Raw genomic sequence first — 17842 nt, forward strand, 5'->3', positions numbered from 1 at the left:
GGATTTTTCTTGATAGGAATCATTGATTATGACCGCGGTAATTTGCGGAGCGTTGAAAAAGCCCTCCTGAAGTTAGGTTATTCAGCGAGAATTCTCGAGTCGCCCCATGAATTGACTGAAATGAAAGGCATTATTCTGCCTGGAGTCGGAGCTTTTGCTGATGCCATGACAGCTCTTGAAGAAAAAGGGTGGGTTCAGCCTTTGCTCCATTATGCCCAATCAGGGAAGCCTTTTCTTGGTATCTGTCTTGGTATGCAGGTGCTTTTTGAAGTGGGTGAAGAGCACGGCGAACATCAAGGTTTAGGCCTTTTGCCCGGTCGAGTGGTGAAGTTCCCCGCTGGACGCAAAATACCACATATGGGCTGGAATACCCTTCATCAAGAAAAATCTTGCCTTCTTCTCGAAGGAATTCCTGATGAAGTGTACTTTTACTTTGTTCATTCTTACTATGCCTTAACGGTTGATTATGATTACATCGTGGGAACCAGCGATTATGGAGTGAAATTTCCCGCTCTCGTGGGGCGAGATAATATCTGGGGAGCCCAATTCCACCCGGAAAAATCCAGCCCTTGGGGACTTAAATTATTAGAGAATTTCGGAAGGTGGGTGCATGGGGATGCGGATATTTCCGGCGATTGATCTCAAGGGAGGGAAAGCCGTACGCCTTCTGCAGGGCCGTATGGAGGATGCGACGGTCTACGCTGAAAACCCAGTAGAAGTGGCACGTGATTTTAAAGCTCAAGGGGCAGATTCTCTGCACGTGGTGGATTTAGATGGGGCTTTTGCCGGCCAGCCCGTTAATGATGCCACCATCCGCCAACTTATTCAGTCCTCGGGACTTAAGGTTCAAGTAGGGGGCGGGATTCGCTCCTTGGAGAGAATAGAAGAGCTCCTCAATTTAGGGGTTGAACGGGTGATTCTCGGCACCGTAGCTGTGCGCGACCCGGAGCTGGTGCAGGAAGCTGTTGCTCGTTTTGGTGAAGCTATTGTAGTTGGAATTGATGCTAAGAAGGGACAAGTAGCTGTCCAAGGCTGGGCGGAAAAGTCGGAGATGATGGCCTTAGAGTTAGCTTTAAAAATGAAAGATGTTGGTGTTAAGCACCTAGTCTTTACGGATATCTCACGAGATGGGATGCTTCAAGGTCCCAACATTCAAAGTACTGTGGAATTAGCCCGAGAAAGCGGTTTGCAGGTTGTTGCTTCAGGTGGAGTATCCAACATCAAAGATATTATCCTTCTTCAAAAAGAGGTTAATCTAGGAGCGTCCATCGAAGGAGTCATTATCGGCAAGGCGCTCTATACCGGTGCAATTACTTTGTCGGCTGCCTTGGCAGTTACAGCTTCCGTTAGTGACTTATCCGGCGGTAAGATAGATCTTGAAAAAGACAGGGAGGGAGATGGATGTTAGCGAAGCGAATCATCCCCTGTCTGGATGTTCATGAAGGAAGAGTGGTCAAAGGGACCAACTTTGTGAACCTTCGTGATGCCGGTGACCCAGTCGAGCTAGCGGCGCTTTATGATCAAGAAGGAGCCGATGAACTGGTTTTTCTTGATATTTCCGCTTCGTCGGAAGGCCGCGAAACCATGGTAGAGGTGGTCCGCCGAACTGCCGAAAAGGTGTTTATCCCCTTTACCATTGGGGGAGGACTGCGCACTACTCAAGATATTCGCAAGATGTTGCGTGCCGGTGCCGATAAAGTATCACTGAACACCTCGGCAGTTCAGAACCCCAGTTTGATTGAGGAAGGTGCGCATGCTTTTGGTAGTCAGTGTATTGTCGTGGCCATCGATGCTCGCCAGACAAGTCAGGGTACTTGGGAGGTCTATATCCATGGCGGACGGACCCCAACCGGCAAAGATGTTTTGCAGTGGGCTGAAGAAGTAGAGCGTTTAGGTGCGGGAGAGATTTTACTGACCTCCATGGATCGGGACGGCACCAAAAACGGTTATGATCTTGAGTTGACACGTGCTGTAAGTCGAGCGGTTTCCTTACCTGTGATTGCCAGCGGGGGGGTAGGAACCCTAGAGCATTTAGCAGAGGGACTAACAACCGGAGAGGCCGATGCGGTCCTCGCCGCCTCGATATTCCATTACCGGGAATACAGCATCGCGGAGGCCAAGGCCTATCTTAAAGCCCGAGGAATCCCAGTGCGAAATTCTTGAAGGGAAACATAATTATGAAAGCAATAAGAGGTGGAATTCCTATGACTACAGAGAATCCGGAAAAATCAACAGTTGTGATTCCGGAGGGAATCCGATGGAATCATGATGGTCTGATACCTGCGATCGTGCAGGATGCACATACTCAAAAAGTGTTAATGTTGGCCTATATGAACGAGGAAGCACTGCGCTTGACCTTGAAGGAAAACAAGGCTTGGTATTATAGCCGGAGCCGCCAATCCCTTTGGCTGAAAGGGGAGACCTCAGGCAATTTCCAAAAGGTCGTGGATCTCCGCTTTGACTGTGATCAAGATACGATTCTATTGACAGTGGAGCAAACAGGTGTAGCCTGTCATGAAGACTATTATTCATGCTTCCATTATGCCGCCCAAGGGAGGGAGTTTGTGCCGCTTGGTGAGCCTCAAGAAATTCCCACCCTCCCCTTAGGGAGAACCCTTGAGCTACTGGCTGAAGTGATCCATTCACGCAATTTAGAGCGTCCGGAAGGAGCTTATACGACCTATTTGTTTGAAAAGGGCATTGACAAGATTTTGAAAAAGGTGGGCGAGGAAAGCGCGGAAACAATCATTGCGGCCAAGAATTCCTCAGTGGAGGAGATTCGCTATGAAGTATCCGATCTTTTTTATCATCTCTTAGTCATGCTTGAAGAGCGTGGAGTAACGCTCCAGGAAATTTCACAAGAATTACTTGCCCGAAAAAAATAAAGTGTGGATAATGAACCTAGCGCGAGAATGTCAAAATTAGCTCTCCCGCTAGGATTTTTTTCATACCATAGTGAACACAATCTAAGGTAAGCTATTTGATTCTCAAGTTGGGTATGGTATTATTTGTAGAGAAAATAAGGATTATGATGGTTTTATGCTAGCCACCTTAAACTGTGTCATCGGTTAGAGCATGGTCAGAAGATAAAGGAGATGGATTTGTTGATTAACATCAAGGAGCAGACGAAAAAAAGAGTGGCCTCAATCGCGATCGTCTTATTGTCCGTCGGATTACTGGCGGGTTGTAATGGGCAAGCTGTACAGAAAGAAGCTCCCGAAGCTTTTGAAGCCAGTGGCTTTGCCATGGGAACGATTATCAGCCAAAGAGTATTTGGGGCTGATGGACAGGCTGCCATCGATGAGACGACGGAAAAATTGAATAGTCTTGAAGCGCTATTAACCTTCAACGCACCTGGTGGCGATGTGAATAAGCTTAATGAAAATGCCGGTAAGCAAAGCGTGAATTTAGATCCAGAGACCTTAACTATCATTAATAAGTCCCTAGAAGTTGCCAAGCTCAGCGGAGGAGCTTTTGATGTGACCATCGGTCCTATCGTAAAAAGTTGGGGAATCGGCTCTGCGGGAGAGAGGATACCGTCCGAAGCAGAATTACAGAAGTTACTTCCTTTGGTGAATTATCAGGATTTAATCATTGCAGGAAATACAGGCTATTTAAAAAACGAGGGCCAAGAGGTGGATTTAGGTGGCATTGCTAAAGGATATGCCGGAGATGTCGCTGTGGAAATCTACAAGAAGCATGGTGTCGAATCGGCCTTCATTAATTTAGGCGGAAATGTTGTTACCATGGGAAGTAAGCCGGATGGTTCTCCCTGGCGGGTGGGGGTCCGTAATCCTCGACCCAGTAGCGCCGAGAACGGAGAACTTGTAGGCATGATTGAGGTAATCGATAAGGCTGTGGTGACTGCCGGGGATGACCAACGCTTTTTTGAAGAAGGCGGAATCCGTTATCACCATATACTCAATCCCCACACAGGCTATCCGGCCCAATCCGATCTCATGAGTGTCACCTTAATTACAGATTCTTCTTTGGAAGCGGATGCTTTGGATACTGCAGCTTTTATCTTAGGTTTAGAAAAGGGAAGAGCCATGCTTGAGCAGTATGGTGGGGTGGAAGCGATCTTTATTACTACAGATAAGAAAATTTATGTTACTAAGGGCATCAAGGATAGCTTTGAATTCAATGACGCGAGCAAGGAATACGAGTACGTAAAAGAATAGAACCTATTGAACAGTGGATATAGGGGATTGGAGACATCGATGAAATCTGAGGGTAAACGTAAAAAAGGTGACTTTATTATTATTCTTGTGGTGCTCTTAGTGGGGATTGGCGCAACCCTTCCGTGGCTATGGAATAAGGTTAATCCAAGTAAGCCAGCGGATGAACGAATTGCAGTGATTACAAGAGGCGGCAAAGAAATGGCCAGAGTCGATCTGAGCGATGTGCAAGAATCTCAGCGTTTTCATTATGAAGATGGTATTGAGGTGACGATTTTAGCCGAAGACGGCACAATTAAATTCGAACAAGCAGGCTGCCCCGATCAGATCTGTGTTAAAACCGGCACTTTGACGAAGAAGGGTGATATAGCCGTTTGCTTACCGTCTGAGACGATCGTAGTTATTGAAGGTGATAAATATGAATAGAAATAAGCGCTTTGCGATTATTATCATCTTAGTCACCAATGCTATTATCATTTCTTTCCTCGAATCCTTCATTCCTGTACCTATTCCTGTACCGGGAATTAAGCTCGGCTTAGGCAATATCATCACCATGATAGCCATTGCCTTTTTGGGTTTTAAAGATGTTTTGTTTATCGTGGCCGTACGATGCTTTGTGGTAGCGATCCTGACACGGGGCGTAATGATGCTCGCTTTTAGTTTAAGCGGCGGTATCTTAAGCGCCATAGTCATGTGGGCCTTGTATAAGAAGCTGTCGAAATATTTTAGCATCAAAGGAATCAGTATTGCCGGAGCGATTGTTCATAACATAACCCAGATTACTGTGGCTTCATTCCTTCTCGGCCAGCTTGTGGTTCTTTATTACCTGCCAATTTTGTTGGTTTCAGCCGTTGTGACCGGTTTAATCACCGGAAGTATCGGTGAATTAGCTATTAACGAAGTAAGAAAAAAGAACATTTTTGAGAAGACTCATCATCAAGAGGATGTAGAGAATCAAGTCTGTTCTCAAGCTGAAGAGGCCAGAGCAGAAGGGGATCAGGATGAGGGATTCGAGAAGTGATATTGATGCAGTGGGGAAAAGGATTTGAACTTGATGAACAGTGAAGGTGCAAATAAAGCTGAAAGCACACAGATCGATGGGGTAATCAAATTAATCCTGGCGATTCTGCTTATGGTTATGCCCTTTTACTTTCAAAACGCTTTTAGTTTTGCGTTGTTGGGCTTTTATATGATCCTTATCACGTGGATCCTTAGGGTCAATTTGCGAACCTTGATGCTTAGTGGGGCATCCTTCGCGATTATCGTCTTGGTTCCATATTTATTTGGCCTCGTGATGAATGCAATTTTCTATTACTTTTTTAAGAACCCTTTGTTTGCCTATCAAGGGTCAAGTGCTATCTTTCTTAGACTATTTAAGCTCTTTGTTATTTGGTATATCAGTATTCTTTACTTCCATACGACGCCGATGAAAACGTTTATTGGGATGTTGGACCGATTTTTCTATCCTTTAAAGAGGCTTGGTCTCCCGACCTCAGACTATCTGAAGGTGATTATGTGTATCGTAGTCCAGCTTAAGGAAACAGGCACAGAAGTAAAAAAGAGCTTAGGAGAAAAGATGCGTGCGGTGGTCGGGGAAGAAAAGCGGAAATTGAAGATCAATGTGAAGGGGATATCCCAGATTATCGTGACATTAATTGTGGACTCTTTTGAAAAGATCGATAAGATCCAAGAATATGTTGAAACAGTTCGCCCAGAAGATTTATATGATTACCACTTTAAATTCACCTGGAAGGATGGAGTAGCTATTTTAAGTTTCCTTATCTTAGTAGCTCTAATCTGGATAGCCGAAAAAGGCATGCTGTAGATCAATGCTTTGCTACAGCAGATAAATACTGTTTGTTCGATTGCGGGTAATAGTTCGACTTAGGTAGAATTATTGCCCGTGTTCTCTATTAATGTAAGCTTTTTCCTTGGACATCATTTTCCCTCAGGATTCATCGTAAAGCGAGGTCTCTAAGAACGTTAAAACATGGTAAAAAATTAATTAAAAGAATTCTAAATTTTGTATTGACAGGGGTAACCCTTTCTGCTAAAGTCTTATTTGAGAAATGCTTGTTATAGACAAATATTGCTCAGACATGTATTGTGATTAGCATTTATTGTATGCGCAAGTTTGTGCTAAAATTCGTTTTCTCAACGATATCACAAGAATGGAAGGAGGAGCGATGGCGTTTCGAATAAAGTACATAACGCTTAATTTATGTCTTAAGAAGTTCAAATAGGGTGCTAAATTAGGAGGAGTAAGGAAATGAAAAAAATTAAATCTTTGGTAACAGTTATGACTTTAGGAGCTGTACTCGTTTTAAGTGGTTGCGGTAGCCAATCTACACCAGCAGCTACAGCTGTTGATCCTGCCAAAAACGAGCCAGCAAAAACCGAGCCTGCAAAAACTGAAACAGCTCAAGGAAAATATAAAGATGGCGTTTACTATGCTGAAGCACCAATGTACGGTAAAGACGGTTGGAAATATACCGCTAGCCTTACTGTAGATAAAGGGAATATCGTTGCTGCTGACTGGAATGGCCTGAATGTAAAAGGCGGCAAGGATAAAGATACGTTCTCTAAAGATGGCGAATATGGAATGAAAGAAAAAGGTAAGGCCCAAGCAGAATGGCATGAACAAGCCCAAAAAGCTGAAGAATATCTCGTGAAAACCCAGGATCCCACAAAAGTTACCTACAAGGATGATGCAGGTCATACTGATGATATTGCTGGAGCATCCATCAAAGTTAAAGATTTCTTTGGGTTGGCTAAGACTGCTTTAGACAATGGACCAATCGCAAAAGGATCCTACAAAGATGGTGTCTATTACGCTGCTGATGAAGCTTTCACAAAAGGCTGGAAGTACATGACCAGCATCGTGGTTAAGAACGGAACCATTGCAAGTGTTGACTGGAACGGTATTCCTGAAGACGCTACTAAGGCAAACAAAGATTTCCAATCAACCAATGGAGAGTATAAACTTGCTCCTGGAAACCAAGGTGAGTGGGCAGTTCAAGCTCAAAAAGCTGAAGCTCATCTCTTAAAAACTCAAGATCCCACTAAGATCACCTTAAAAGATGATGCAGGACACTCCGATGATATCGCTGGAGTATCTGTAACAGTGGGTGAATTCTTCAAACTGGCTCAAAAAGCCCTTGAAGGTGCTAAATAATTTGAATTAGAAACTTATTTAATGAAGAAGCGGTTCCGACTGCTTCTTCATTTTATTTCTCATACGCCAACCTGCTCTCTACATTCGGCCTTTTTTGTACTATAATGAAGCTTGATGGACTTAAAAGGTTTTCAAACCAAAGATGGGGGTTCACACAATATGCAACGTCGAAGATTTTTACCTTTGAGATCATTAGGGTTGATCCTTATGATATGTTTCAGCATGACATTCTCGCTTGTCGGTTGCTCGGACACCGAGACGAAAGTAAAGGAGATAGAGCCCGTAGCAGAAACAACCTTTTTGATGGGAACGGTAGCTAAGATTACTATCTATGATGAAATTAAAGATAAAGAGGTTTTTCAAAGAATCTTTGATCGAATCACGGACATTGAGCGTAGGATGACTATTAACAATGAGTACCCGGAAAGTGAAATCATCCGCTTAAACGATGCTGCCGGTAAAGACTTTATTAAACTAAGCTCAGATACTTTCTTCGTATTGGAAAAAGCGAAATATTTCTCGGAATTATCCCAGGGGAAATTTGATATTACAGTAGGGCCGATTGTTAAGCTTTGGAATATTGGCTTCCCTGATGCAAGAGTGCCGGGAAAAGATGAGATTACCAAGGCTTTGCCCCTAGTCGATCATCATGAGTTGATTTTAGATAAAGAGAATTTAACAGCTAAATTGAATCAACCCGGCATGAAGTTGGATCTGGGTGCTATTGCCAAAGGCTATGCAGCAGATGAGGCGGTCAAAATCCTAAAAGAGGCTGGAATCGAGCATGCGATTGTCAACCTAGGAGGCAATGTTATCGTCATTAATAAGAAGCTCGACGGCTCTCTCTGGAGGCTGGGCTTACAGGACCCCTATGAACCCAGAGGGGATTCTATGGGTGTCGTTTTGCTAAATGATCAAACCTTGGTTTCCTCCGGTACCTATGAGCGATACCTAGAGGAGAATGGCAAGATTTATCATCACCTTCTCGATCCGGACACAGGCTATCCGGGGGATAATGGCCTCATCAGTGTTTCAATCATTACAAAAGAATCGGTTAACGCAGATGGTTTGTCTACCGGCACCTTCCTGTTAGGCTTGGATAAAGGGATGAAATTGATCGAAGAATTACCTGATACGGAGGCCGTATTTATCACTACCGATAAAAAAGTGTATGTAACGTCCGGAGTCAACGAATCTAATTTTGAAATCACGGATCCTACTTATATACTACAGCCTAAGATCAATGCTGGTAAATAAGAGCAAGGATCAATTAAGAGGGTATACCCAGATAATATGGGGATACCCTCAGCTCTTATGCTACATAAGAGGTTTGCCAACGGATGGAAAAATGTAACCGGTAATAAGTCTACTTCACCAACCGGTTCAGGCGGTGCAGTAGCAAAGGCAACACGATCGGTGGTTTCAAGGATCTTCTCTTCGAAGATCTGGAAAGAACAAAGGTTGCCAAGTAAGCTAGCCACTCCTCGTGATAAAATTTTGTAAGAAATCAAGCAACGCCCTCGCTTCAAAGGAAGCTAAGGGCGTTGCTTTTTTACTTTGATCGTTATTTAGATTTTTACGATGGTTTTACCGCCTGAGTCTCAGGGTCAATACTTCCATCAGAGTTACTTTCGCAGCAAGGATAGACACTGGCTTGAGTTTTATACCCATCTAAAGCTCTGCTTGGATCGAAGTCAAGAGCGGAATAGGTGGTATAGCCACCAGAAATGTTTTGGACACGAAATCCCTTCTGGGAGAGGAGGCGGTCTGCTATATATCCTCTTAATCCCACTTGGCAATAGACCACAATGGGTTTTTGGGGGTCTAATTCAAGGTAACGCTCGCGCAAATCGTCAACCGGAATGTTGACTGCTCCTGCGACATGTCCCCTAGCGAATTCACCTTTAGTGCGAACATCTAAGAGAAGGTGCTCTTCTTTCAATTCCTCAAGTTCCTGCCATGTCATATTATGAGCTCCTTTATTTAAGTTGTTTTGGGCCACAAAGCCAGCCATATTCACCGGGTCCTTTGCCGAGGAGAAAGGCGGGGCGTAAGCTAGTTCTAATTCAGTGAGATCATCAACTGTACCATTAAGACGAATCACGGTAGCGATCACATCGATGCGCTTATCCACGCCATCCTTACCGATTCCTTGCGCGCCTAAGATTTTGCCATCTTGATTGAAGATCAACTTCAGGGTCATGGGCGTTGCACCGGGATAGTAGGAAGCGTGAGAAGCAGGATGGATGGTGATGATCTGATAAGGAATATTGGCCCGCTGTAGGGTTCTTTCATTGGCTCCGGTACTTGCTGCGGTCATGCCAAAAATCTTGATGATGGCCGTACCTTGCGTTCCTTGATATGTTGAAGGAATGCCAGCAATATTGTCGGCAGCAATTCTTCCTTGCTTATTGGCTGGACCGGCAAGGGGGATGGCTGTTTTAGCTTTCGTAATATAGTCGACCACTTCCACAGCATCACCGACAGCATAAATCCCCCGTTTATTGGTTGCCATATGCTCATCGACAATAAGATGTCCTCTGGGTCCCATTTCCAAGCCGCTATCCTTTAGAAAGCCGGTATCGGGAGTAACACCGATGGCCAAGATGACAAGTTCTCCTTGGAGCTTTGTGGTACTGGCAAGGGTGACTTCAACTTGGTCGCCAAGCTCAGCAAAGGACTTTACACCATCATTCAAAATGAGTCGGATGCCATGGTTGACTAATTCCTTTTCTGCTAGCACCACCATATCTGAATCGAAGGGTGCGAGGATATGGGGGGCAGCTTCGACCAAGGTCACATCTAAACCTTGTTCTTTGAGGTTCTCCGCCATTTCGACTCCCACGTACCCGCCGCCAATGACGATAGCATTCTTGACATTTTTTTGATCAACCATCTCCTTGATCGCATCTGTATCCGGAATATTGCGGAGGGTAAAGATTCTCTTGTTATCAATACCGGGGATATTCGGACGCAAGGCTTTTGCTCCGGGTGAGAGAACCATAAAATCATAATCCTCTTCATAGGTTCCTTGTGTTGCACTGTTAATGATTGCTTTTTTATTTTCGGTATCGATCCTAACCACTTCGCTATTAATGCGAACGTCAATGTTGAAGCGCGCCATCATCGATTCAGGGGTTTGAACCATGAGGTACTCACGCTTGTTGATGGCTCCGCCAATATAGTAAGGCAATCCGCAATTGGCAAAGGATATATAACTGTCACGTTCAAAGAGGATAATTTCGGCCTCTTCATCAAGCCTTCGAAGTCTAGCTGCTGCCGAGGCTCCACCGGCTACTCCTCCAACGATAAGTACTTTTTTCTGCATATTAACATTTCCCCTTCCCACTCTACATAAGAATCTCATCGATGAGTTTGGCTACTTTTTCATTCTTAATGGTATAGTAAACCTCAAGTCCATTTCTTTTACTTTCCACAATTCCCGCTGTCCGCAATTTTTGTAGGTGTTGAGAGATCGTGGACTGGGGAACATCGAGGCAACCCTGCATGTGAGTGACATTGCATTCGCCGCTACCTAAGATACCGTTCACGATGCAAAGTCTTATAGGATGAGCTAAGGCCTTCAGGATCTCAGCAACTTCTTCATATTTAACTAAATCTTGAGTCAATAGAAATTCGCTCTCCCTTCATTTGATATTGATTCTAGTAGGAACCATTACTTACATCGCTAAATTGTTATATTCAGATAATACGATATAACAAATTTAAAGTCAATAGCCATTCTATCAATTTGTAATGAGTGATATAATATTAAGTTGAATAGTGAGGTGGAGTGAAGATGTATAGATTAGAGGATTTAAACCCGGTACAGCGTCAAGCGGTGGAACATCGGGAAGGTCCCTTATTGATATTGGCCGGGGCGGGGTCAGGAAAAACCCGAGTTTTAACCTATCGGATAGCCCATTTGATTGCTCAAGGAATTGAACCGTGGAATATCCTGGCGATTACCTTTACCAATAAAGCGGCTCAGGAAATGAGAGAACGCGTCTACAGTTTAGTGGGTAGTGAAGGAAGAGGACTTTGGGTCGCCACCTTTCACTCCGCTTGTGTGCGCATTTTAAGAAACGAAATCGGCTATCTACCGGGATATTCTCGGAGCTTTGTCATCTATGACAGTGGCGATCAACTGGCGTTAGTTAAATCCTGCATGAAGGAACTCGCGCTCGACGAAAAGAAGTTTGCGCCGCGAGCCATTCTAGCCACGATCAGTGATGCTAAGAATAAGTTGCAGACCCCTGATGATTTTTCACGGAGGGCGACCGATTACTTCGAGCAGAAAGTAGAAGCAGTCTATAATCTCTATCAAAAAAAGCTCATCGGTAATAATGCTTTGGATTTTGATGACATTATCATGCTGACGGTTCGCTTATTCCGAGAGAACCCTGAGGTGCTGGCTCAGTATCAAGATAAATTCCGCTATATCCTCGTCGATGAATATCAGGACACGAACCATGCACAATATGCCTTAGTCAATCTTTTGGCGAAGAAGTATCGTAATCTTTGTGTGGTCGGGGATGATGATCAATCTATCTACATGTTTCGGGGGGCGGATGTCCAGAATATCTTAGATTTTGAGCGAGATTACCCAGAAGCTAAGGTCCTGAAGCTGGAGCAGAACTATCGCTCAACTAAGTACATTCTGCAGGCTGCCAACGCAGTAGTGCAAAATAATACCGAACGGAAAGAAAAATCCCTCTGGACGGATAATGAAGACGGTCAACCCATTGTCTATTATGTCTCTGAAAATGAGCACGATGAGGCTCGCTATATTGCTGAGCGGATCCAGCGCTTGCTTAATGTGGAAGGTCGTCGCTTTAACGATTTTGCCGTGCTTTATCGTACGAATGCGCAATCCCGGGTTGTGGAAGAACGTTTTATGCGGGAAGGCATTCCCTATCGCATTTTTTCTGGACTTAAGTTCTATGAGCGTATGGAGATCAAGGATATTTTGGCTTATCTGCGGATACTCCATAACCCAGCCGATCAAGTGAGCTTTTCCCGGATCTTAAATGTCCCTAAGCGAGGACTAGGGGAGAGCACTTTAGAAAAAATATTAGACTATGCCACAGAACAGGAAATGCCGGTACTGGATGCGATCATGGAAGCAGACTATATTCCGGAGCTCCAGTCACGAGCGAAGAAGCCTTTACTAGCTTTTGCGCAATTGATGCAGGAGCTTAAGGTCCTCGCTGTTGAGGAAAGTTCGGTCACCCGATTAGTCGAAGAAGTATTAAAGCGCACAGGCTATTGGGATAATCTCATGAGTGATAAATCCCCGGAAGCTGAAGCGCGGCTGGAAAATATCCGCGAGTTCTTATCCGTTACCGCTGAGTACGATGAGAAAGCCGATCAGTATGAGGAAACCGTGGAATTGGAAGGGATGGAAGAAGCAGTTCGCCCCGGCCTGGCAGGTTTCCTCGAGCAGGTGTCCTTGGTAGCCCAAATCGACACCTTAGATCAAGGGGACGAAGCCGTGGTTATGATGACCATCCACAGCGCCAAGGGCTTGGAGTTCCCTGTAGTGTTCTTGGGAGGGATGGAGGAAGGAATCTTCCCCAGCAGCCGCTCCATGCTTGATCCCGTGTTACTGGCGGAAGAGCGGAGACTATGCTATGTGGCGATCACTCGTGCTCGGGAACGTCTATATCTCAGCTATGCCCAACAACGGATGCTTTATGGAAGAACTCAATACAACCGTCCTTCGGAGTTTTTCCAAGAGATCCCGACCCACATTTTAGTGGATCGAGATCCCATCGACCCCCCACCTATGCGCAAGCAAAAACCCCGCCCCGCCACAGTAAGCGCAGGCAGCAATAGCCCAGAGGGCTCCCCTTGGCGAGTGGGGGAAAGGAATATTGGCAATCCTATAGTAGAGGCTCCCGGACTTGATTATAAAGTAGGAGAGAAAGTGGAGCATGCCAAATTCGGCAAAGGTGTCATCGTAGCAATCAAAGGGGAAGGAAGCTCAGCTGAGCTTTCCATAGTCTTTGGTGGCGAGATCAAGAAACTTATCGCCGAGTATGCCAAGCTTGTGAAGCAATAAAAGGCCCTGATACATTTACTCGGAAAAAGACCCGCAAGCGTAGCTTTACGCACAAGAGCGAAAGATTTTAGCGGAGGGGCGGTTAGGCTAACGAAGCTTTCTTAACATTGCGGAGCCGCCGGTTTACATCAGGTATTACCAGGTGGTTTGGCGACGAAAGTGTCCAGTGGACATTTTTGACGAGGCGGAATCCACAAGTGAGACTTACCCGCCGAGGGTTCGGTTAAGAAAGCGAGTTGGCCAGCCCTGGAGCTACTGAGAGAGCGATGTGCGGAAAGCTACACGACCTAGAATGAAAGGATAGTATTGACCATGCCAGAAAAGATTTATGTTATTGGCCATCGAAACCCCGATACGGATTCCATCTGTGCCGCCATTTCTTACGCCCGTTTAAAGGAAAGCTTAGGAATGAGCCGGGTAATTCCTTGTCGTGCCGGAAAAATCAACCGAGAGACAGAATTTGTGTTGAATTCCTTCGGAGTCGAAGCTCCGTTGCTCTTAAAAGATCTTCATCTGCGAGTAAAGGATTTGCTCAGTGATCCCATTCCTACGGTCGGGCCTAAGACCTCTCTTTTAGAAGTCTGGAAGATCATGCAGGAAAAGAACCAAAAAACTCTCCCTGTGGTGGATAATAAAGAGCAGATGATCGGCATGATTACCGTCGGTGATTTATCCGGTTCGTATATTGAGAACATGGCTGATTATGATTTGAGCCCTCTTCATGTGTCAGTTAAAAATATCGTTCGCTCCTTGAACGGTTCACTCTTGGCCGGAGATGAAGAGCAGGAGCTGTCCGGCAAGGTTTATGTTGGCGCTATGCGCCATGAGACACTCGAGTCCTATGTGGGAAACGGCGATATCGTGCTGATGGGAGACCGTCAAAAAGCGCAAAGAATTGCACTCAGTCAAGGAGTATCTGCCCTCATCTTGACCGGGGGCGCAACCCTAACGCCGGAGCTTGAGGATCTAGCTGGTCAAAGTAACAGTGTCGTCATCTCAGTGCCTCACGATACCTTTACGGCAGCCCGCCTTCTCCCCATGACCGCACCAGTGCAAAGTGCCATGAAGACCGAAGGGATTATCTCCTTTAACGAAGATGATCTGATTTCGGAAGTCAAAGAAAAGATGCTGCAAACCCGCTATCGTAATTATCCCGTGCTCGATGAACAGGGTAAGGTTGTGGGCTTGATAAGCCGTTACCATCTCTTAAGCTTAAGCCGTAAAAAGGTGATTCTCGTGGATCACAATGAATTAGGTCAAGCTGTCGTTGGTACCGATCAGGCTCAGATTCTTGAAGTGGTAGATCATCATCGGGTGGGTGGCATCCAAACCGGCGAGCCTATCTTATTCCGCAATGAGCCGGTGGGCTCAACCTGTACGATTGTCGCTAAATGCTATCGGGATTGGGGAATTGTTCCCGATAAGGGCATAGCCGGAATTATGCTCGGCGCTATTTTATCAGATACCGTCATTTTTAAATCCCCGACCTGCACGGGCAGAGATAAAGAGATAGCTGCGTATCTGGCAGATTTGGCCGGAGTGGATCCTAAGGAATTTGGGGTGCAGATGTTCAAGGCTGCCTCTAACCTCGGGGAACTTAGCGTGGATGAGTTAATCGAAGAGGACCTTAAGGAATTTACCATGGGAGATTTGCGCATGGGCATCGGCCAGTTCAGCGTTATGGGGATTGAAGGACTTGAACAACTACGTGTCGAATTATCCCAAAGACTTGAGGAACTACGCAGCCAGCGGGCCATGGATTATCTCATGTTGATGGTAACGGATCTGCTTGAAGAGAATACGGAGTTATTTATCTGCAGTTCCCAGCCCGAAGAGATTGCCAAGGCTTTTGATAAACCCTTAGCAAACGGAAGCATCTTCCTGCCCGGGGTCTTATCACGAAAGAAACAAATTGTTCCACCCTTATCTAAGTACTTTCTTCGATAACGGTTAGACTAAAGATAGCGTTGTGAGGGTAACCCACAACGCTATCTATGGTCCGCTCGGATTTTCATAAGCTTTACCTGCAGGTATTTTGTTTGCTCGATGACTACCTGTGGTAAATTGTCGATACTTGATTTTGCTAGGAGGGAGGACATTTCATGTCCGATGTGGCTCAACGAATCCTTGCTTTAATTCAGCAGATTGAGGAAGCCAATTATCAGTACCATGGCCTAGATCAACCTACCCTAAGCGATGCGGAATATGACGCCCTTATGCAGGAGCTCATCCGTTTAGAAAAAGACCATCCGGAGTTACTGGCAGCTGATTCTCCATCCCAGCGGGTCGGGGGGGTAATCAGTAAGGAATTCCCAAAGGTTCGTCATGCTGAAGCGCTCCTAAGCTTGGATAACGCCTTTAATGCGGGGGACCTTAGGGAGTTTGATCGCAGAGTTCGTTCAGTATTTGCCAAGGTTGAATATGTGGTTGAACTTAAAATTGATGGCTTAACCGTGGCATTAACCTATGAAGACGGCGTGCTTGGGCGCGGGGCAACCCGTGGGGACGGGGAAGTGGGAGAAGAGATTACCACCAATGTCAAAACCATCTCGGCCATTCCTTTGCGACTCCGCAAATTTGCTCCACGTTTAGATGTACGGGGGGAAGGCTATATGCCAAAAGCCTCCTTCTTACGGCTCAACCAAGAGCGTGAAGAAGCCGGTCAAACCCTTTTTGCCAATCCACGCAATGCCGCAGCCGGTTCTTTGCGTCAACTGGACTCCAAGATTACGGCTCAGCGCAAATTGGGGTATTTTGCGTATCAAGTATTACTCCCCCAAGAGATGGGATTGGCATCACAGACTGCGGTTCTGGACTATCTCAAGAATCAGGGCTTCTCTGTCAATCCGGAATATAAGGTCTTTACGGAGATTGAAGAAGTAATCCGTTATTGTGAAGAAATGGTAGAAACCCGCCATGGCTTCCCTTACGATATCGACGGACTAGTTATCAAGGTGAACGATATCGCTCAGCAGCGGGAACTGGGTTTCACAGCGAAAAGCCCCCGTTGGGCGATTGCCTTTAAGTTTCCTGCCGAGCAGGTGGAAACCATCATTGAGGATATTGTCATGCGGGTAGGGCGGACAGGGGTGCTCACCCCTACAGCCAATTTAACTCCTGTTTTTGTGGCAGGGTCCACTGTGAGTCGGGCGACCTTGCACAATATGGATAATATTCAAGCCAAAGATATTCGGATTGGGGACCATGTCTTGATTCAAAAGGCAGGGGATGTAATTCCTGAGGTAGTCAAATCACTACCGGAAAAGCGAACCGGGGAGGAGCGAGTTTTCGCTATGCCTGAGCTCTGTCCCGAGTGTCAGAGTCCGGTCACCCGCGAAGAGGGAGAAGCAGCACACCGCTGCACAAGTATCACCTGTCCGGCTCAGCAGCGCGAGGCTATCATTCATTTTGTCTCTCGGGATGCCATGAATATTGATGGATTAGGTCCGGCAGTGATTTATCAGCTTCTCGAGGCCGGACTGATCAAAGACGCAGCTGATCTTTATACCTTAGAGTTTGATGCTCTGGTTCCTCTGGAGCGGATGGGGAAAAAGTCCGCCGAAAATCTTTTAACTGCTATTGCCGAGAGTAAGAAGCGAGGCCTAGCACCTTTGATTTTCGGCCTGGGAATTCGCCATGTGGGAGAGAAGGCAGGTAAGATTCTGGCGCAAAAGTACGGAACCATGGATGAATTAGCAAAAGCCAGCGCTGAAGAGCTACAGGGGATTCCCGACGTTGGCCCGGCTATGGCCCAAAGTATTGCGCGCTTCTTCCAACAAGAGAGTACTCATGATTTCTTGGCCAAGCTTCGACAAGCCGGCGTAGATATGACTGCTCAGCGCTCCGCGAAACCACAGGTTTTCGCTGGCAAGAGCATTGTGGTCACGGGCTCCTTGGAGCACTGGGATCGTCAATATGCTGAACAGCTTATCGAAGAGCATGGCGGCAAGGCTGCCAGCAGTGTCAGCAAGAAAACAGCCTTTGTAGTGGCAGGTGATAAGGCTGGCTCAAAGCTGACTAAAGCCAAAGAACTGGGAGTTCCCGTCTTGACGGAGGAGGAATTTGCTAAGCTGTTGCCCTAAGGACTTGGCTTTATTTGCGAGTGTAAAAATTTGTGGGATGGTGAAATAAGTGAAAATATCTCGAGAAGAAATTGAACATGTAGCAATGCTTGCTCGTTTGGAATTGACGGAAGAAGAGCTGATAACCAATACCGAACAGTTGAATTCCATCCTAGACTATGCAGCCATGCTGGAGAAGCTCAATACAGATGATATTAAACCCACGGCTCATGCGGTTCCTTTACATAATGTGCTGCGTGAAGATCAGGTACAGCCCTCTATGAATCGTGAGAAAGTACTCGGCAATGCGCCACAAGCTGAGGGCGGCTTCTTTAAAGTACCGCGGATCGTTTAATTGGGGAAG

At 45.8% G+C, this 17842-nt stretch carries 17 protein-coding genes; 15 read left to right on the forward strand and 2 right to left on the reverse strand.

Going from position 1 to position 17842, the window contains the following annotated elements:
• The first annotated feature begins 9 nt into the window (after positions 1 to 9).
• The 11 genes from hisH to AAC978_RS06255 all read left to right on the forward strand — a co-directional run bounded on the left by hisH (position 10) and on the right by AAC978_RS06255 (position 8856).
• On the forward strand, positions 10 to 639 hold the full coding sequence (gene hisH, locus AAC978_RS06205; protein WP_341547169.1) for an imidazole glycerol phosphate synthase subunit HisH: 630 nt from the start codon (positions 10 to 12) through the stop codon (positions 637 to 639).
• The gene (gene hisA, locus AAC978_RS06210; protein ID WP_341547170.1) at positions 617 to 1408 is read left to right on the forward strand and encodes a 1-(5-phosphoribosyl)-5-[(5-phosphoribosylamino)methylideneamino]imidazole-4-carboxamide isomerase; all 792 of its coding nucleotides are present in this window, start codon (positions 617 to 619) and stop codon (positions 1406 to 1408) included. Before hisH ends, hisA begins: the two co-directional genes overlap by 23 nt.
• Complete coding sequence (hisF, locus tag AAC978_RS06215) at positions 1402 to 2163, forward strand: imidazole glycerol phosphate synthase subunit HisF (protein WP_341547171.1); 762 nt, start codon at positions 1402 to 1404, stop codon at positions 2161 to 2163. Before hisA ends, hisF begins: the two co-directional genes overlap by 7 nt.
• Positions 2164 to 2204: 41 nt before the next feature.
• On the forward strand, positions 2205 to 2885 hold the full coding sequence (gene hisIE / locus AAC978_RS06220) for a bifunctional phosphoribosyl-AMP cyclohydrolase/phosphoribosyl-ATP diphosphatase HisIE (RefSeq protein WP_341547172.1): 681 nt from the start codon (positions 2205 to 2207) through the stop codon (positions 2883 to 2885).
• A gap of 210 nt (positions 2886 to 3095) precedes the next feature.
• On the forward strand, positions 3096 to 4181 hold the full coding sequence (locus AAC978_RS06225) for an FAD:protein FMN transferase (RefSeq protein ID WP_341547173.1): 1086 nt from the start codon (positions 3096 to 3098) through the stop codon (positions 4179 to 4181).
• Positions 4182 to 4220: 39 nt separating this feature from the next.
• Positions 4221 to 4604: a NusG domain II-containing protein gene (locus tag AAC978_RS06230; protein WP_341547174.1), complete on the forward strand. Its 384-nt coding sequence runs from the start codon at positions 4221 to 4223 to the stop codon at positions 4602 to 4604.
• Positions 4597 to 5199 (forward strand): Gx transporter family protein, encoded by a 603-nt coding sequence (locus AAC978_RS06235; RefSeq protein ID WP_341547175.1) that lies wholly within the window; start codon positions 4597 to 4599, stop codon positions 5197 to 5199. Before AAC978_RS06230 ends, AAC978_RS06235 begins: the two co-directional genes overlap by 8 nt.
• 33 nt (positions 5200 to 5232) lie before the next feature.
• Positions 5233 to 6003 (forward strand): energy-coupling factor transporter transmembrane component T family protein, encoded by a 771-nt coding sequence (locus tag AAC978_RS06240; RefSeq protein ID WP_341547176.1) that lies wholly within the window; start codon positions 5233 to 5235, stop codon positions 6001 to 6003.
• Between the two features lie 444 nt (positions 6004 to 6447).
• Positions 6448 to 7353, forward strand: a complete 906-nt coding sequence (locus AAC978_RS06245) for a hypothetical protein (protein WP_341547177.1) — start codon at positions 6448 to 6450, stop codon at positions 7351 to 7353.
• Positions 7354 to 7575: 222 nt separating this feature from the next.
• Positions 7576 to 8610, forward strand: a complete 1035-nt coding sequence (locus AAC978_RS06250; RefSeq protein ID WP_341547178.1) for an FAD:protein FMN transferase — start codon at positions 7576 to 7578, stop codon at positions 8608 to 8610.
• A gap of 57 nt (positions 8611 to 8667) precedes the next feature.
• Positions 8668 to 8856, forward strand: a complete 189-nt coding sequence (locus AAC978_RS06255; RefSeq protein ID WP_341547179.1) for a hypothetical protein — start codon at positions 8668 to 8670, stop codon at positions 8854 to 8856.
• A 73-nt stretch (positions 8857 to 8929) separates the two neighbouring features.
• On the opposite strand, the gene AAC978_RS06260 is transcribed toward AAC978_RS06255, so the two are convergent.
• Positions 8930 to 10681 carry an FAD-dependent oxidoreductase gene (locus AAC978_RS06260; RefSeq protein WP_341547180.1) on the reverse strand — a complete coding sequence of 584 codons (1752 nt, stop codon included), beginning with the start codon at positions 10679 to 10681 and terminating at the stop codon, positions 8930 to 8932.
• A 22-nt stretch (positions 10682 to 10703) separates the two neighbouring features.
• Complete coding sequence (locus AAC978_RS06265; RefSeq protein ID WP_341547181.1) at positions 10704 to 10982, reverse strand: ArsR/SmtB family transcription factor; 279 nt, start codon at positions 10980 to 10982, stop codon at positions 10704 to 10706.
• 170 nt (positions 10983 to 11152) lie between these two features.
• Between AAC978_RS06265 and pcrA the strand changes: the two genes are divergently transcribed.
• The 4 genes from pcrA to gatC all read left to right on the forward strand — a co-directional run bounded on the left by pcrA (position 11153) and on the right by gatC (position 17833).
• Positions 11153 to 13417, forward strand: a complete 2265-nt coding sequence (gene pcrA, locus AAC978_RS06270; protein WP_341547182.1) for a DNA helicase PcrA — start codon at positions 11153 to 11155, stop codon at positions 13415 to 13417.
• 312 nt (positions 13418 to 13729) lie between these two features.
• On the forward strand, positions 13730 to 15364 hold the full coding sequence (locus tag AAC978_RS06275) for a putative manganese-dependent inorganic diphosphatase (RefSeq protein ID WP_341547183.1): 1635 nt from the start codon (positions 13730 to 13732) through the stop codon (positions 15362 to 15364).
• A gap of 155 nt (positions 15365 to 15519) precedes the next feature.
• Entirely contained in the window at positions 15520 to 17499 is a 1980-nt protein-coding gene (ligA, locus tag AAC978_RS06280) for an NAD-dependent DNA ligase LigA (RefSeq protein ID WP_341547184.1), read from the forward strand.
• A 49-nt stretch (positions 17500 to 17548) separates the two neighbouring features.
• On the forward strand, positions 17549 to 17833 hold the full coding sequence (gene gatC, locus AAC978_RS06285; RefSeq protein ID WP_341547185.1) for an Asp-tRNA(Asn)/Glu-tRNA(Gln) amidotransferase subunit GatC: 285 nt from the start codon (positions 17549 to 17551) through the stop codon (positions 17831 to 17833).
• Positions 17834 to 17842: the final 9 nt, after the last annotated feature.

Origin of the sequence: Desulfitobacterium sp. THU1 (assembly GCF_038181555.1) — a bacterium.
Lineage (GTDB): Bacteria > Bacillota > Desulfitobacteriia > Desulfitobacteriales > Desulfitobacteriaceae > Desulfitobacterium.

Bases quoted from the DNA above. Each gene is read 5' to 3' on its own strand.
- hisA (WP_341547170.1), top strand. From the start codon at position 617: ATGCGGATATTTCCGGCGATTGATCTCAAGGGAGGGAAAGCCGTACGC.
- hisF (WP_341547171.1), top strand. From the start codon at position 1,402: ATGTTAGCGAAGCGAATCATCCCCTGTCTGGATGTTCATGAAGGAAGA.
- hisIE (WP_341547172.1), top strand. From the start codon at position 2,205: ATGACTACAGAGAATCCGGAAAAATCAACAGTTGTGATTCCGGAGGGA.
- AAC978_RS06225 (WP_341547173.1), top strand. From the start codon at position 3,096: ATGGATTTGTTGATTAACATCAAGGAGCAGACGAAAAAAAGAGTGGCC.
- AAC978_RS06230 (WP_341547174.1), top strand. From the start codon at position 4,221: ATGAAATCTGAGGGTAAACGTAAAAAAGGTGACTTTATTATTATTCTT.
- AAC978_RS06235 (WP_341547175.1), top strand. From the start codon at position 4,597: ATGAATAGAAATAAGCGCTTTGCGATTATTATCATCTTAGTCACCAAT.
- AAC978_RS06240 (WP_341547176.1), top strand. From the start codon at position 5,233: ATGAACAGTGAAGGTGCAAATAAAGCTGAAAGCACACAGATCGATGGG.
- AAC978_RS06245 (WP_341547177.1), top strand. From the start codon at position 6,448: ATGAAAAAAATTAAATCTTTGGTAACAGTTATGACTTTAGGAGCTGTA.
- AAC978_RS06250 (WP_341547178.1), top strand. From the start codon at position 7,576: ATGACATTCTCGCTTGTCGGTTGCTCGGACACCGAGACGAAAGTAAAG.
- AAC978_RS06255 (WP_341547179.1), top strand. From the start codon at position 8,668: ATGCTACATAAGAGGTTTGCCAACGGATGGAAAAATGTAACCGGTAAT.
- AAC978_RS06260 (WP_341547180.1), bottom strand. From the start codon at position 10,681: ATGCAGAAAAAAGTACTTATCGTTGGAGGAGTAGCCGGTGGAGCCTCG.
- pcrA (WP_341547182.1), top strand. From the start codon at position 11,153: ATGTATAGATTAGAGGATTTAAACCCGGTACAGCGTCAAGCGGTGGAA.
- AAC978_RS06275 (WP_341547183.1), top strand. From the start codon at position 13,730: ATGCCAGAAAAGATTTATGTTATTGGCCATCGAAACCCCGATACGGAT.
- ligA (WP_341547184.1), top strand. From the start codon at position 15,520: ATGTCCGATGTGGCTCAACGAATCCTTGCTTTAATTCAGCAGATTGAG.